16 protein-coding genes are annotated in these 13,988 nt (G+C 61.5%); 5 read left to right on the top strand and 11 right to left on the bottom strand.

Annotated features, from left to right (window positions below; translation table 11 throughout):
* Nucleotides 1–7 precede the first annotated feature (7 nt).
* A complete protein-coding gene (locus ACFWYE_RS16190) occupies nucleotides 8–1,180 on the top strand; it encodes a mandelate racemase/muconate lactonizing enzyme family protein (protein WP_379112708.1) in 1,173 nt (390 codons plus the stop codon).
* A gap of 61 nt (nucleotides 1,181–1,241) precedes the next feature.
* Here the strand turns inward: ACFWYE_RS16190 and rnhA are convergent, their stop codons facing one another.
* The 11 genes from rnhA to coxB all read right to left on the bottom strand — a co-directional run bounded on the left by rnhA (nucleotide 1,242) and on the right by coxB (nucleotide 10,437).
* Complete coding sequence (rnhA, locus tag ACFWYE_RS16195; RefSeq protein WP_379061504.1) at nucleotides 1,242–1,775, bottom strand: ribonuclease HI; 534 nt, start codon at nucleotides 1,773–1,775, stop codon at nucleotides 1,242–1,244.
* Nucleotides 1,772–2,734 carry a homoserine kinase gene (locus ACFWYE_RS16200; RefSeq protein WP_379112711.1) on the bottom strand — a complete coding sequence of 321 codons (963 nt, stop codon included), beginning with the start codon at nucleotides 2,732–2,734 and terminating at the stop codon, nucleotides 1,772–1,774. The genes rnhA and ACFWYE_RS16200 overlap by 4 nt, the downstream gene beginning before the upstream one ends.
* The gene (ispH, locus tag ACFWYE_RS16205; RefSeq protein ID WP_379061506.1) at nucleotides 2,734–3,744 is read right to left on the bottom strand and encodes a 4-hydroxy-3-methylbut-2-enyl diphosphate reductase; all 1,011 of its coding nucleotides are present in this window, start codon (nucleotides 3,742–3,744) and stop codon (nucleotides 2,734–2,736) included. Before ispH ends, ACFWYE_RS16200 begins: the two co-directional genes overlap by 1 nt.
* A 184-nt stretch (nucleotides 3,745–3,928) precedes the next feature.
* Entirely contained in the window at nucleotides 3,929–4,681 is a 753-nt protein-coding gene (locus tag ACFWYE_RS16210) for an SURF1 family protein (protein WP_379112714.1), read from the bottom strand.
* Entirely contained in the window at nucleotides 4,678–5,064 is a 387-nt protein-coding gene (locus ACFWYE_RS16215) for a DUF983 domain-containing protein (RefSeq protein WP_379112717.1), read from the bottom strand. The genes ACFWYE_RS16210 and ACFWYE_RS16215 overlap by 4 nt, the downstream gene beginning before the upstream one ends.
* Before the next feature lie 106 nt (nucleotides 5,065–5,170).
* A complete protein-coding gene (locus ACFWYE_RS16220) occupies nucleotides 5,171–6,058 on the bottom strand; it encodes a cytochrome c oxidase subunit 3 (RefSeq protein WP_129410610.1) in 888 nt (295 codons plus the stop codon).
* A gap of 1 nt (nucleotide 6,059) precedes the next feature.
* Nucleotides 6,060–6,689: a cytochrome c oxidase assembly protein gene (locus tag ACFWYE_RS16225; protein WP_379113131.1), complete on the bottom strand. Its 630-nt coding sequence runs from the start codon at nucleotides 6,687–6,689 to the stop codon at nucleotides 6,060–6,062.
* 8 nt (nucleotides 6,690–6,697) lie between these two features.
* Nucleotides 6,698–6,868, bottom strand: a complete 171-nt coding sequence (locus tag ACFWYE_RS16230) for a hypothetical protein (RefSeq protein ID WP_129410611.1) — start codon at nucleotides 6,866–6,868, stop codon at nucleotides 6,698–6,700.
* Entirely contained in the window at nucleotides 6,865–7,809 is a 945-nt protein-coding gene (locus ACFWYE_RS16235) for a heme o synthase (protein WP_379061512.1), read from the bottom strand. Before ACFWYE_RS16235 ends, ACFWYE_RS16230 begins: the two co-directional genes overlap by 4 nt.
* A gap of 73 nt (nucleotides 7,810–7,882) precedes the next feature.
* Complete coding sequence (gene ctaD / locus ACFWYE_RS16240; RefSeq protein ID WP_379112720.1) at nucleotides 7,883–9,532, bottom strand: cytochrome c oxidase subunit I; 1,650 nt, start codon at nucleotides 9,530–9,532, stop codon at nucleotides 7,883–7,885.
* A gap of 38 nt (nucleotides 9,533–9,570) precedes the next feature.
* Nucleotides 9,571–10,437 carry a cytochrome c oxidase subunit II gene (gene coxB, locus ACFWYE_RS16245; protein WP_379061514.1) on the bottom strand — a complete coding sequence of 289 codons (867 nt, stop codon included), beginning with the start codon at nucleotides 10,435–10,437 and terminating at the stop codon, nucleotides 9,571–9,573.
* A 365-nt stretch (nucleotides 10,438–10,802) separates the two neighbouring features.
* Between coxB and ACFWYE_RS16250 the strand changes: the two genes are divergently transcribed.
* The 4 genes from ACFWYE_RS16250 to ACFWYE_RS16265 all read left to right on the top strand — a co-directional run bounded on the left by ACFWYE_RS16250 (nucleotide 10,803) and on the right by ACFWYE_RS16265 (nucleotide 13,980).
* The gene (locus ACFWYE_RS16250) at nucleotides 10,803–11,324 is read left to right on the top strand and encodes an invasion associated locus B family protein (RefSeq protein WP_379061516.1); all 522 of its coding nucleotides are present in this window, start codon (nucleotides 10,803–10,805) and stop codon (nucleotides 11,322–11,324) included.
* An 82-nt stretch (nucleotides 11,325–11,406) separates the two neighbouring features.
* Nucleotides 11,407–12,819, top strand: a complete 1,413-nt coding sequence (tldD, locus tag ACFWYE_RS16255) for a metalloprotease TldD (protein WP_379112723.1) — start codon at nucleotides 11,407–11,409, stop codon at nucleotides 12,817–12,819.
* 99 nt (nucleotides 12,820–12,918) lie between these two features.
* Nucleotides 12,919–13,245 carry an antibiotic biosynthesis monooxygenase family protein gene (locus tag ACFWYE_RS16260; RefSeq protein WP_379112725.1) on the top strand — a complete coding sequence of 109 codons (327 nt, stop codon included), beginning with the start codon at nucleotides 12,919–12,921 and terminating at the stop codon, nucleotides 13,243–13,245.
* A 27-nt stretch (nucleotides 13,246–13,272) separates the two neighbouring features.
* Complete coding sequence (locus ACFWYE_RS16265; protein ID WP_379112727.1) at nucleotides 13,273–13,980, top strand: NAD-dependent deacylase; 708 nt, start codon at nucleotides 13,273–13,275, stop codon at nucleotides 13,978–13,980.
* Nucleotides 13,981–13,988: the final 8 nt, after the last annotated feature.

Here is a 13,988-nt window from a genome sequence, read left to right on the forward strand (position 1 = left end):
AATACGTATGCCCCATGATCCGATCGTGAAGATCGAATTGCGTCCGGTCTTCGTGCCGTTCACGGAAATGGTGCGTGCGCATCTGCAGGGCGGTAGCGGCAAGGTGGCGATGGGCCTGAAGGTGGAGGACCACTGGCTCGGCGGCGATTTCCTGATCTGCCGTATGACGACGGAGAACGGCGTCGTCGGCCTGGGCGAAAGTTATGTCTGGCTGGTCGAGAGCGGTGTATCACCGCAACTGATGGCTGACATGATCGAACAGCATCTCGCCCGCTTCGTTCTCGGACGTTCCGCCTTCGACATCGGCGCCATCCACGGCAAGTTGGACAACAATGTCGCCCGCAACGAAATGGCAAAAGGCTTGCTGGACATGGCGCTGCATGACGTCGCGGCGCGTAGCGTCGGCCGGCCCGTCCACGACCTTTGCGGGGGACGCCAGATCGATCGCGTTCCGCTCAGCCTGGTGATGCCCCTCACCGACGTGCCCACGATCCAGGCAATCACCCGCATGGCGCTTGGCGCAGGCATCCGTTCCTTCCGGTGCAAACTGGGGGATGGTCGCACGCGCGACGTGGCGATCATATCGGCCGTACGCGACCTGATCGGGCCGGACGCCGGCCTGCGCGTCGACTACAACCAAGCCTATGCGCCCAATGAAGCGCTGGCGGCCATCGAGGCGATCGCACCATACGGCATCGATTTCGCCGAGCAGCCGGTGCGCGCGGACGATTTCGCCGGCATGGCCTGGGTGCAGTCGCGCACCAGCGTGCCGCTGATGGCGCATGAAAGCGCCTTCGGCCTGCGCGATATCGTTACGCTGGCAGAAATGGGCGGGGTCCGTTGCTTTGGGCTGAATGCCGAGCGCCCCGGCGGCATGACGGGAGCGTTGCGCGCGATCGACTATGCCGCGGCCCGTGGACTGGACGTGGTATTGCACAACCAGTGCGGCGGCATCGGCAGTGCGATGCTGCTGCACCTGCACGCCGCGCGCGCGGCGAACATTCGCCACGCCACCGAACTGCAGGGCCATCTGATGCTCGAGCACAGCCTGATCCGGGAAAGCATCGACTATGATGGCGGATCAGTTGCGGTACCGGATGGCCCGGGCTGGGGCGTGACGCTGGACGAAGCGGCGGTGGATCGTTTCGCCAGGGCAGACTGGATCACACTGAACGCCTGATGTGCTCCCGAAACAGGAGCAAAAGCCGATGCCCCTTCCATCGCGGAAGAGCAGCGGCCGTTCAATAACTCTGCGACGACCGACGGGGTTTCGGGGCGCTGGTCTTCGCCGGCGCATCGACCCTGGCAGGACGCGCTACGCCGGCAGTTGCGGAACCTGACTTCTTGAAGGGCGCCATGCCTTCGCGCGCCAGTTCGTCAGCGCGTTCGTTTTCGGGATGACCGGCGTGACCCTTGACCCAGTGCCAGGTCACATCGTGACGCCGGTTGGCTTCGTCCAGGGCCTGCCAGAGTTCGCCATTCTTGACTGGCTTCTTGTCAGCGGTTTTCCAGCCGTTGCGCTTCCAGCCATGAATCCATTTGGAGATGCCGTCCATGACATATTTGCTGTCCGTGTAGAGGTCGACCTTACAGGCCTCCTTCAAAGCGTTCAGCCCGGAGATCGCCGCGAGCAATTCCATGCGGTTGTTGGTGGTATCCGCTTCGCCGCCCGACAGCTCCTTGGTCTTGCCGTTGAAGCGCAGGATGGCGCCCCAGCCGCCAGGCCCCGGGTTGCCGGAACAGGCGCCGTCGGTGAAAACCTCGACATGCTTCATTTCAGGCCATACTCGGAAGCTGAGCCGATAGCGCGGTGGAAGCGCATGCGGCGGATGTATTCGGTCGGATCACGCTTGATGACAAGGCCGCCGTCGGGAACGGTCAGCCAGTCATAAAGACGCGTCAGCATGAAGCGCAGCGCAGAACCGCGCGCCAGCATCGGCAGCGCCTCTCGCTCCGCCGCACCGAGCGGCCGCACGCTCTGGTAACCGGCCAGCAGTGCCGTTCCCTTGGTGAGATTGAAGGAAAAATCCTTCTCGAAGCACCAGGCGTTGAGACAGGTGGCAAGGTCGTAAGCGTAGAAATCGTCGCAGGCGAAATAGAAATCGATCAGCCCTGAAAGGTTCTCGCCAAGGAAGAAAACATTGTCCGGGAAGAGGTCGGCATGGATGATGCCCGTCGGCAGGCCTTCCGGCCAGTTGCGCTCGAAATCGGCGAAATCCGCGTCGACCTCGGCGGCAAGACCCGGTTCGACCTCATCAGCCCGCGCCCGCGATGCCTCCCAGAGCTTGCGCCAGCCATCGATCGCCAGCGCATTGTCGCGGTGCATGGCAAAATCGGCACTTGCCAGGTGCATTGCAGCCAGAGCCTTGCCGACCTCACGGCAATGCGCAACGCCTGGCTTGCGCAGCCACATGCCTTCCAGAAAGGTGATGATGACTGCCGGCCGGCCGGCCAGCGTGCCGATCATCGAGCCATCGTGACGCTGCACCGGCAGCGGGCACGAAATGCCTTTCTTGGCGAGATGATCCATCAGTCCGAGGAAGAAAGGCAGGTCGGCCTTTTCCACGCGCTTTTCGTAAAGCGTCAGGATGAAGGAGCCTGCCGTGGTGTGCAGCAGGAAGTTGGAATTTTCAGTACCCTCGGCAATGCCCTTGTAGGAGAGCAGGTCACCAACCGAATATTCCTTCAGGAAAGCAGCAAGATCGCCCTCGCCCACATCGGTATAGACCGCCATCATACGGTCCCGTTTACGAAGGCCATGTCGGCCGGGGTCAGTTCGACATCGCGCAACACCCGCATCACGGGAAAATTCTCCGTCTCCGTCGCTGTTACCGCCAGGTCGACCGAAACGTCGAAACGCTGGCGGAAAGCATCGATGATCTCATCGACGATGATCTCCGGCGCCGAGGCCCCGGCGGAGAGACCGAGCGTCTGTATGGAACCGATCTCATTCCACGGAATCTCGGAAGCGCGCTGTACGAGAAGCGACATCGCTGCCCCCGCGCGTTCAGCCACTTCGACCAGACGGCGCGAATTCGAGGAATTGGGGGCACCGACGACCAGGTAGAGGTCGCAGCCAGGAGCGGTTTCCTTCACCGCATCCTGCCGATTGGTCGTGGCATAGCAGATCGATTCGGCGGCAGCGGCCTGCATTGCAGGAAACCGCTCCTGCAATGCACGGATGATGCCGGCTGTATCCTCCACCGAAAGCGTCGTCTGGGTGACAAAACCCAGCGCCTCGGGATCGGTTGGCTGGAATGAAGCAGCATCGGCCTCGGTTTCGATCAACGTCACCGCGCCGTCAGGCAATTGCCCCATCGTGCCGATCACTTCGGGGTGGCCGGCATGGCCGATCAGGAGTACGTGGCGGCCGAGGCGCTGGTGGCGCATGGCCTGCTTGTGCACCTTCGAAACCAGCGGGCAGGTGGCATCGAGATAAAAAAGATTGCGCGCCACGGCGTCAGCCGGCACCGTTTTCGGCACGCCATGTGCAGAGAACACGACCGGGGACTGCTTGTGTTCCTCCGGGATCTCGGACAGTTCCTCGATGAAAACGGCGCCGAGGTTCTGCAATCCTTCGACCACATAGCGGTTGTGCACGATCTCATGGCGGACATAGACCGGGGCGCCGTATTTCTTCAGCGCCAGCACGACGATCTGGATGGCGCGGTCGACGCCGGCGCAGAAGCCACGCGGCTGGCAGAGCCTGATCGTGAGCGGCGGTTTAACGGCTTTGTTCAACATGCTTTCCCATTGTCTGGACACGCGCGCCGGACCGAAAATCGGAATCGATTTCGGAAAGCACGATGCGCAAGACCAAAGTGCTGGAGCGTCCTTTGCGTATCCGAATGGACGCGCCACGCTCCAGTGCGGACATGATGTCCGCCACCCCTGTCTGTCAAGGGCGCGAAATGGCGCGAACGGACTCTCAGCTGGCCTTTCGGTTCTTTCGCAGCCACACGGCCACGACACCGACGAGCGCCGCCGCGAGGCCATACCAGGTCAGCGCATATTGCAGATGGTTGTTGGGCAGGTCGACCATGGTGGTGCCGCCAACCGGCAAACCACCGGGATTGAGTGCCTTGCCGGCATCGACGAAGAAGGGCAGCACCACAGCTCCGGCAGGCAGGCCTGCCGTGGCAGCCATGGCATCGCGATCCTTCCAGTAGAAGATGTTCTTGGCGAGGTCGTTATCCGGCACCATCACCGATGGCTTGCCGCTCAGCGGATTGCGGGCAAGACCGGCGACGGTGACCTCGCCAGGGATTTCACCCTCGGCACGCTTGGCCGGGTCCTTCATTTCGTAGGGCACGAAACCGCGATTGACGAAGACAAAGCGTCCGTCGGTCAATCTCAGGGGCGTGTAGACGCTATAACCTGTCTGGCCATCCCAGGTGGTGAAGAAATAACGCTCGCCCTGATGCAGGAAAGTGCCGCTTAGCGTGACGGCGACATAATCGACATCGCCGGAGGCTGCGTACTGCTTCTCGACTTCAGCCAATGTTACGGGATCGGCATTCATGCGCCGGTCGATCGTCTCGATCAGCTTTTCCTTCCAGGCAAGCCGCTCGACCTGCCAGGTACCGAGCCCGATCAGCATGATGAAAGCAAGGAGGCCAAGACCGAGCGCCAGCGCCTTGCGCGGTGCGCTTCTTTGGGTCGAATGTGATGCGGCAGTCATCGCTGCTGATCCAACCTGCCTTCAGCGGCCTTGTTGCGATACTGCAAGGTGAGCAGAACGCCCTTGATGAGCCGCAGTGCTGCCAGACACAGTACCAGTGCCAACGGGATCCACAGCAGGAAATGCAGCCAGAGCGGCGGCGCGAAAGTGACCTCGAGCCACAGCGCCAGACCGACAACGATGAAGCCGATGATGAGAATGACGAAAACGGCCGGTCCGTCGCCGGCATCGGCGTAGGAATAGTCGAGGCCGCAATTGTAGCAACGCTTGCCGACGGTCAGGAAACCCGAAAACAGACGCCCTTCTCCGCAGCGCGGGCAGCGCCCCTTCAGGCCGGCCTGGATCGGATCTATCGGCGGCCATATTGCCTTGTCTTCACTCATGCCGGTCTTTTTAGAACCTTTCGGAACCGAGTTGAACGTCCACTCCAAAAGAAAGAGGCGGCCACGTTGCCGCAGCCGCCTCCCTTAAAACCCGTATCCGGATCGATCAGTGGCCTTCGATGACCGCGCCCATCGAACCCCAGACATAGATCGAGGCAAACAGGAACAGCCACACCACGTCAACGAAGTGCCAGTACCAGGCAGCAGCTTCGAAGCCGAAATGCTGCTTTGGCGTGAAATCGCCCTTCATCGCGCGAACCAGGCAGACCAGCAGGAAGATGGTGCCGATGATCACGTGGAAACCGTGGAAGCCGGTCGCCATGAAGAAGGTGGCGCCGTAGATGGAATCCTTGAAGCCGAACGGAGCGTGGATGTACTCGTAGGCCTGAACCATCGTGAACAGCATGCCGAGGCCTACCGTCAGCACCAGGCCGTTGATGAGACCCTTGCGGTCGCCATGGATCAGCGAATGGTGCGCCCAGGTCACCGTCGTGCCCGACAGCAGCAGGATGACGGTGTTGTAGAGCGGCAGATGGAAGGGGTCGAGCACCTCCATACCCTTGGGCGGCCAGACACCGCCGGTGAAGGTGGTGCGCGCCGCCTGGATGGCCTCGTTCGGGAACAGGCTGGCGTCGAAGTAGGCCCAGAACCAGGCGACGAAGAACATCACCTCGGAGGCGATGAACATGATCATGCCGTAGCGGAGGTGGAGCGAAACCACCTTGGTATGGTGCCCCTCATGCGCTTCCTTGATCGTATCCGACCACCAGCCATACATCGTGTAGAGCACGATGATCAGGCCGATCAGAAGCACCCAGAAGTGTGCCTTGGCGACGTCTACACCGAAAAGGTGGAACGACGTACCCTTGAGATACTGCATATAGAAGATGCCACCGAACGCCATGACCAGGGCGCCGACGGAACCCAGGAAGGGCCATGGGCTCGGATCAATGATGTGGTAGTCGTGGTTCGGTTTGGCGTGTCCGTCAGCCATGTCATCCCCCGAGATTTGCTTCGGTATTGGAAATTGCCTTGCCGCTTTCCTTGGTCCCCGCAGCCGCAACCGGCTTGTTCTTGTCAGCCAGGAACATGGTGTAGGAAAGCGTGATGGTTTTGATGTTCTTCATTTCCGGCACCTTGAGGATGTCCGGATCGACATAGAAGACGATCGTCATGTCGACCGTTTCGCCCGCCTTCAGCGTCTGGTTGGTGAAACAGAAACATTCCACCTTGTTGAAATAGGCACCCGCCAGCTCCGGCGTCACATTGAAGGTCGCGCGGCCGGTCGTCGGCGTGCCGAACTTGTTCGTGGCCTTGTAGGCGACCTGCCTGGTTTCGCCGAGCTTGATGGTGACCTCGCGCTGCACCGGCTCGAATTCCCATGGAACTCCGGCCGTATTGGCGTCGAAGCGAACGGTGATTTCGCGGTCGATGACACGGTTGGAATATTGCGTGGCACGCTGCGTCGTGCCGCCATAACCGGTGACCTGACAGAACATCGCGTAAAGCGGCACTGCTGCATAAGCCATGCCGACCATGGCACCGAAGAACGCGACGCAACCACCGGCGACTGCCAGGTTGGTCTTGCGTTTCTTCTGTTCGGCAGCTGTCTTTTCCAGGTCCATCATCAACCTCACATCGGCCGATTGATGATGGGCGTGCCGAACTTCACGATCGTCGCCACGTAGAAGATGACGACCAGCACACCGAGCGCCACGGCAATCGCGACCGAGCGGCTGCGGCGCGCTTTTTTCTGGCGTTCCGTCAGCGTGACCAGTTCGAGCTTTTCATCCATTGCACTCATGCCCCACCCAGAACCAGAACGCGGGCAACAACACTATCGGCAAGATAAGCGGCGAAGATGGCGAACAGATAAAGCAGCGAATAGCCAAACAGCGCCTTGGCCGGCTTCATGACACGATCGCTGTCGGGCATGCGCAGCACACCCCAGGAATACCAGACAAAACCAATGCCCAGGAGTGCTGCCGGTATGCCGTAGATGGCAGACGTATAGCCGAGCAGCCAGGGCAGCACGCCGATCGGTGCCAGGATGACGGCATAGGCGAAAATCTGGCGGCGGGTCGAAGCCTCGCCAGCGACGTTCGGCATCATCGGGATGCCCGCGCGTCCATAGTCACCCGACTTGAACAGCGCAAGCGCCCAGAAATGCGGTGGCGTCCACAGGAAGATGATGAGGAAAAGGATAATGCTTTCCAGGCTGACCGCGCCGGTCGCGGCGGCCCAGCCGATGACGGGCGGGAAAGCGCCGGCCGCACCGCCGATGACGATGTTCTGCGGCGTCCAGCGCTTCAGCCACATCGTGTAGATGACGGCGTAGAAGAAGATGGTGAAGGCGAGAAGGGCAGCCGACAGCCAGTTGACGAGCACGCCGAGCGTCATCACCGACAGCGCCGACAACACCAGGCCGAAGCTCAGCGCCTCGCCCGGCAAGACGCGGCCGGATGGGATCGGGCGGCTGGCGGTGCGGGTCATGACGGCATCGATGTCGGCGTCGTACCACATGTTGAGCGCACCCGACGCACCGGCACCGATGGCAATCGCCAGAATGGCGATGACCGCGATCAACGGGTTCATTGTGACGGGAGCCGCAACCAGGCCGACAAAGGCCGTGAAGACCACCAGCGACATCACACGCGGCTTGAGCAGCGCAAAGTAGTCGCCCGCTGTCGCCTCCGACATGCGGGAGCCCACTTGCTCCATGTGTGAATTGTCAACCAGGGCCATTGCGTACTTGAAGTCCATTCCGTTTGGCCAAAACCGCCGGCCAGGCCGGCGGTTTCGATCGTTCAAAGCTGCCTTACTTGACCTTGGGCAGCTGTTCCCACTGGTGGTAAGGCGGCGGCGAAGGCAGCTGCCATTCCAGCGTGGTCGCACCCTCGCCCCACGGATTGGCACCAGCGATGCGCTTCTTCCGGAATGCCTCGAAGACACCATAGAGGAAGATCAGGACGCTGATGCCGGAGATATAGGAACCAACCGACGAGACGTAGTTCCAGCCGGCAAACGCGTCCGGATAGTCGATGTAGCGACGCGGCATGCCCGACAGACCTAGGAAGTGCTGCGGGAAGAACACGAGGTTCACGCCGATGAACATGATCCAGAAATGCGAACGTGCGATGAACGGCGAATACATGTAGCCGGTCATCTTCGGGAACCAGTAGTACCAGCCGGCGAAGATCGCGAAGACGGCGCCAAGCGACAGCACGTAATGGAAGTGCGCGACGACGTAATAGGTGTCCTGCAGCGAGCGGTCGAGGCCAGCGTTGGCGAGCTGGACGCCGGTGACGCCACCGACCGTGAACAGGAAGATGAAGCCTACTGCCCACAGCATCGGCGTACGGAAGGAGATCGAGCCGCCCCACATGGTGGCGATCCACGAGAAGATCTTGATGCCGGTCGGCACCGCGATGACCATCGTGGCGAACACGAAATAGCGCTGCGTGTTGAGCGAGATACCGGTGGTGTACATGTGGTGCGCCCACACCACGAAGCCGACGGCGCCGATCGCGACCATGGCATAGGCCATGCCGAGATAACCGAACACCGGCTTGCGCGAGAACGTCGCGATGATGTGGCTGACGATGCCGAAGCCCGGCAGGATCAGGATGTACACTTCAGGATGACCGAAGAACCAGAACAGGTGCTGGAACAGGATCGGGTCGCCGCCGTTTTCGGGCACGAAGAAGGAAGTGCCGAAGTTACGGTCGGTGAGCAGCATGGTGATGGCGCCAGCCAGGACCGGCAGCGACAGCAGCAGCAGGAAGGCGGTGACCAGAACCGACCAGGCGAACAGCGGCATCTTGTGCAGCGTCATGCCGGGAGCGCGCATGTTGAAGATGGTGGTGATGAAGTTGATGGCGCCGAGGATCGACGAGGCACCGGCGATGTGGATCGACAGGATCGCCAGGTCCATGGCAGGCCCCGGCTGACCGGAGGTCGACATCGGCGGATAGATCGTCCAGCCACCGCCGACACCGTAGGCGCCGGGCGCGCTCGGAACGAACATCGAGGTCAGCAGCAGGATGAAGGCCGGCGGCAGCAACCAGAAGGAGATGTTGTTCATGCGCGGGAACGCCATATCCGGCGCACCGATCATGATCGGCACCATCCAGTTGGCGAAACCACCGATCAGGGCCGGCATGACCATGAAGAAGATCATGATCAGCGCGTGTGCGGTAGTGAAGGCATTGAACATGGACTTGCCGGCGTCGAGCGCGGCATCGCCGTTGACGCCGTAGACCATGGACGCAAGACCGGGGAAAATCTGGATGCCCGGCTCCGCGAGCTCCCAACGCATCATGATCGAGAGAAAGCCGCCGATGATGCCGGCCATGATCGCGAAGATCAGGTACAGCGTACCGATGTCCTTGTGGTTGGTCGAATTGACCCAGCGGACCCAGCCTTTAGGCTTGTGGTCGTGATCGTCGTGAGCCGCTGCCTGCGCCATGTTCCGCTCCGTTCCCTATCCTTGTTTCGACCGCGGCATCAGTTGCCGGCGGACGCAACCTTGTTGGTACCATCGACCTCGGCCATCAGCGCCTTGTTGGCACCCGGGAGGTCGGTCTTGGCCGCAGCCAGCCAAGTATCATATTGCTTTTCCGAAACGACGCGCACGGCGATCGGCATGAAGGCATGGTCCTTGCCGCAAAGCTCGGAACACTGACCGTAATAGAGGCCTTCCTTCTCGGCCTTGAACCAGGTCTCGTTGATGCGCCCTGGAACGGCATCGACCTTGATGCCGAAGGCCGGCACGGCATAGGCATGGATCACGTCGGCGCCGGTCACGAGCACGCGCACGACGACACCGACCGGAACGACCAGTTCGTTGTCGACCGCCAGAAGACGCGGATATTTGCCCTTGTCTTCCTTGCCGAGACCCGCACGGTCGGCATCGGCAAGGATTGCCGAATTGAAGGAGAACGGCTGCTCGAACTGGTATTCGTAATCCCAGTTCCACTGGTTGCCCGTGGCCTTGACGGTGAGCTTCGGCTCTTCCGGCGGGCTGTACTGCGCGGTCAGCAGCTGGAAGGACGGAATGGCGATGGCCAGCAGCACCAGAACCGGCCCCAGCGTCCAGGCCACCTCGATCATCGTGTTGTGGCTGGTCTTCGACGGCGTCGGGTTGACGCTCGCGCGGAACTTCAAGATGCACCACGCCAGCAGGAAGAGAACGAACAGCGTGATCGGCACGATGAACCAGAGCGTATAACGCTCGAACCAGGTGATCTGGCTCATGATCGCGGTCGCGGCCGGCTGGAAAGTCATCTCCCAAGGCTGCGGTTGCGCGGCCTGGGCGGCAGACCCGGCGAAAACAATTGATGCGGCACCAAAGCCAGCAAGAAACTTCTTCATCGCCCTCTTCATCTCCCAGTCCCCGTCCTGCGATCAGGTGGCAGGAATACGATATAACGCCGGGACAGGGAATCCCGGACGGTCCAGATTGGTTCAAACCATACTCTCTTTCCCGCCGCAAGAAAGGAGCGGGTAAAACCATGCGGCATTTTTGCGCGCGCCTTGATTGATCGCGGTTGCATGCATACGCGCCACGACAATCAAGCTGCTGTCGCATGACCATGGCAGAGACAATCGCGGCAAATTGAGCTATTTGCGCTGGAAAATCGTATTGTTGCCGCAGTTGAAAGGGATTGCGCGTCGCCCCCACGCTTTTCCTTAACGGTGCCGGGGCTTAAAGTGGCGTGATTCGGAATGGAGCCGACATGAACTCTTGGGTTTCGAGAACCTTGGCGAAGGTCATCTTTCTCGCCGCCCTTGCCGGAGCCGGACAGGCGGTGGCTGCCGCACAGCAGCCGAGCGGCAATGTGAAGTCCACGCACGGCGCCTGGTCGATCATCTGCGACACGCCTGCCGGCGCGACGTCCGAACAATGCGTGATGATGCAGAATGTGGTGGCCGAGGACCGTCCGGAGATGGGCCTTTCGGTCGTCGTGCTGCGCACGGCCGACAACAAGGCCGAGATCCTGCGCGTGCTGGCTCCGCTCGGCGTCCTGCTCCCCAACGGCCTTGGTCTCAACGTCGACGGCAAGGATATCGGCCGCGCCTATTTCGTGCGTTGCTTCCAGGACGGCTGCTATGCCGAGGTGATCCTGGAGAAGCCGTTGCTTGAGACGCTGAAGAGCGGCAAGGCCGCCACCTTCATCGTCTTCCAGACGCCGGAAGAAGGCATCGGCATCCCGGTCGACCTCAAGGGCTTCGCCGACGGCTTCAACGCCCTGCCCTGATCGTCATCATCACGGCCGCGCATTGCCGAACGGCGCTCCGGCGCCTACATCGGGACCAACAATTCTTTCAAGGATGCGCGCCATGAGCAGCCTCATCAGCCGATTCGACATTTCCGAAGAGCGGATCAAGAAGATCGTCGCGGACACCATCAAGGGTGCCGATGACGGCGAACTCTTTCTCGAATACAGCGAAAGCGAAGCGCTGATGTTCGACAATGGCCGGCTGAAGACGGCCAATTTCAACACCGACCAGGGTTTCGGGCTGCGTGTCGTGGCCGGCGAAGCCAGCGGCTATGCACACGCCGGCGACCTTTCGGAAGCTGCGCTGCAACGCGCCGCCGGCGCGGTTGCCACGGTGAAGGCCGGTTATTCAGGCACACTGGCCGATGCACCACCGCGCACCAACCGCCGTCTCTACGGCGACGAGAACCCGATCCCCTCGCCCGGCTTCGAAGCCAAGGCCAAGCTGCTGCAGGAGATCGATGCCTGGACGCGCGCGGAAGACCCGCGTGTGCGGCAGGTAACCGCGGCGCTCGCGGCTTCCTGGCAACAGGTCGAGATCCTGCGCGCCGACGGGCAGCTGGTGCGGGACATCCGGCCGCTCGTCCGCCTCAACATCTCGGTCATGGTCGGCGACGGCGAACGGCAGGAGACTGGGTCCTACGGCATGGGCGGCCGCACCGGCTTCGGCGAGTTCCTGGTCGAGCACAGCTGGAAACATGCCGCCAAGGAAGCGCTGCGCCAGGCATTGGTCAATCTTGAGGCAATTCCGGCACCGGCAGGCACGTTCGACATCGTCCTGTCCAGCGGCTGGCCGGGCGTGATGCTGCACGAAGCGGTCGGGCATGGGCTGGAAGGCGACTTCAACCGCAAGAAGACGTCGGCTTTTGCAGGTCTTCTCGGCCAGCAGGTCGCGGCCAAAGGCGTGACGGTCGTCGATGACGGCACCATCGCCGAGCGACGCGGCTCGCTGACCGTGGACGACGAAGGCACTCCCACCAACCGCACGGTGCTGATCGAAGACGGCAAGCTGGTGGGCTACATGCAGGATCGCCAGAACGCACGACTGATGGGCATGGCCGCCACCGGCAACGGCAGACGCGAATCCTATGCGCACCAGCCGATGCCGCGCATGACCAACACCTACATGACCGCCGGCGACCACACGCCGGAAGAGATCATCGCTTCGGTGAAGAAAGGCATCTATGCCGTTTCCTTCGGCGGCGGCCAGGTCGACATCACCTCAGGCAAGTTCGTGTTCGGCTGCACCGAGGCCTACATGATCGAGAACGGCAAGGTCACGCAGCCGATCAAGGGAGCGATGCTGATCGGCAACGGTCCGGATGCGATGCATCGTGTCACCATGATCGGCAACGACATGAAGCTCGACACCGGTATCGGCATGTGCGGCAAGGCCGGCCAGGGCGTGCCGGTCGGAGTCGGCCAGCCGCATCTGCGCATGAACCAGATGACGGTCGGCGGCACGCAGATCTGAGCGGGTCGCAGACAGCTGCCACAACATCCGGGCAGGCAGCTTGCCCGGGCGTCTCGGCAGGCTCTAACCTCTCCACTCTATCGACAAAGGGAGGGAGCCATGGCGATCATTGAAGCCGGCAACGGCATCGTCACCCACATCAACGTGTTCACGACAACGCCGGAACAGCAACAGGCGCTGGTCGATTCACTCACTGAGACGGTGATTGCAGCCAGCGACGTGCCGGGTTGGATCTCGGCGAGCATCCATCGCAGCTTCGATGGCCGGCAAGTGGTGAACTATGTACAGTTCGAAAGCCACGACGCAGCCCAGAAGGTGACACGCCATCTGCTCGCTGGGGGCTATATCCAACGCAACACGCAACTCGGCAGCGTCGCACCCGGTCAGTACGAAGTTGTGCACAGCCTCTCGAGTGCAGATATCTGAGAAATCCCAATTCCCAATCAGCCGATCATGCCCGCATACAAATCCATCGTCATCCTCACCGGCGCCGGGGTCTCGGCGGAATCGGGTGTCGATACCTTTCGCGACAAGGACGGCATCTGGTCGAAGGTCGACCATCGCGACGTGGCAACTCCGGAAGGCTTCATTCGCGATGCCGCCAGGGTGCATGAGTTCTACAATCAGCGCCGGCGCGGCATGGCCAACGTGGAACCGAATGCCGCCCATGCCGCGCTGGCACGGCTGGAACGCGCGTTTTCAGGTTCCGTCCTGCTGATCACGCAGAACATCGACGACCTGCACGAACGAGCAGGTTCGACCAATCTGATCCACATGCACGGCGAACTCGGCAAGGCGCTGTGCCAGGCCTGCGAGCAGCGCTCACCCTGGTCGAAGGACATGTCCGCGCTGTCGCAGTGTCCCGCCTGCGGTGCCGTCGGTTACCTTCGCCCCGATGTCGTCTGGTTCGGCGAGATGCCCTACCAGATGGACCGCATCTATGCCGCGCTGGCAGACTGCGACCTGTTTGTCTCGATCGGAACCAGCGGCAATGTCTATCCGGCGGCCGGCTTTGTCGAGGAAGCACGGCTCAACGGCGCGCACACAATCGAGTTGAACCTCGAACCATCGGACGGGCACAGCAGCTTCAATGAGGCCATTCTCGGCAAGGCTACCGATATCGTTCCCGCCTTTGTCGATAGAATGCTCGCTGCTCGTTGACGGATGCT

It is taken from the genome of Mesorhizobium sp. NPDC059025, from assembly GCF_042739655.1.
Classification (GTDB): Bacteria; Pseudomonadota; Alphaproteobacteria; order Rhizobiales; family Rhizobiaceae; genus Mesorhizobium.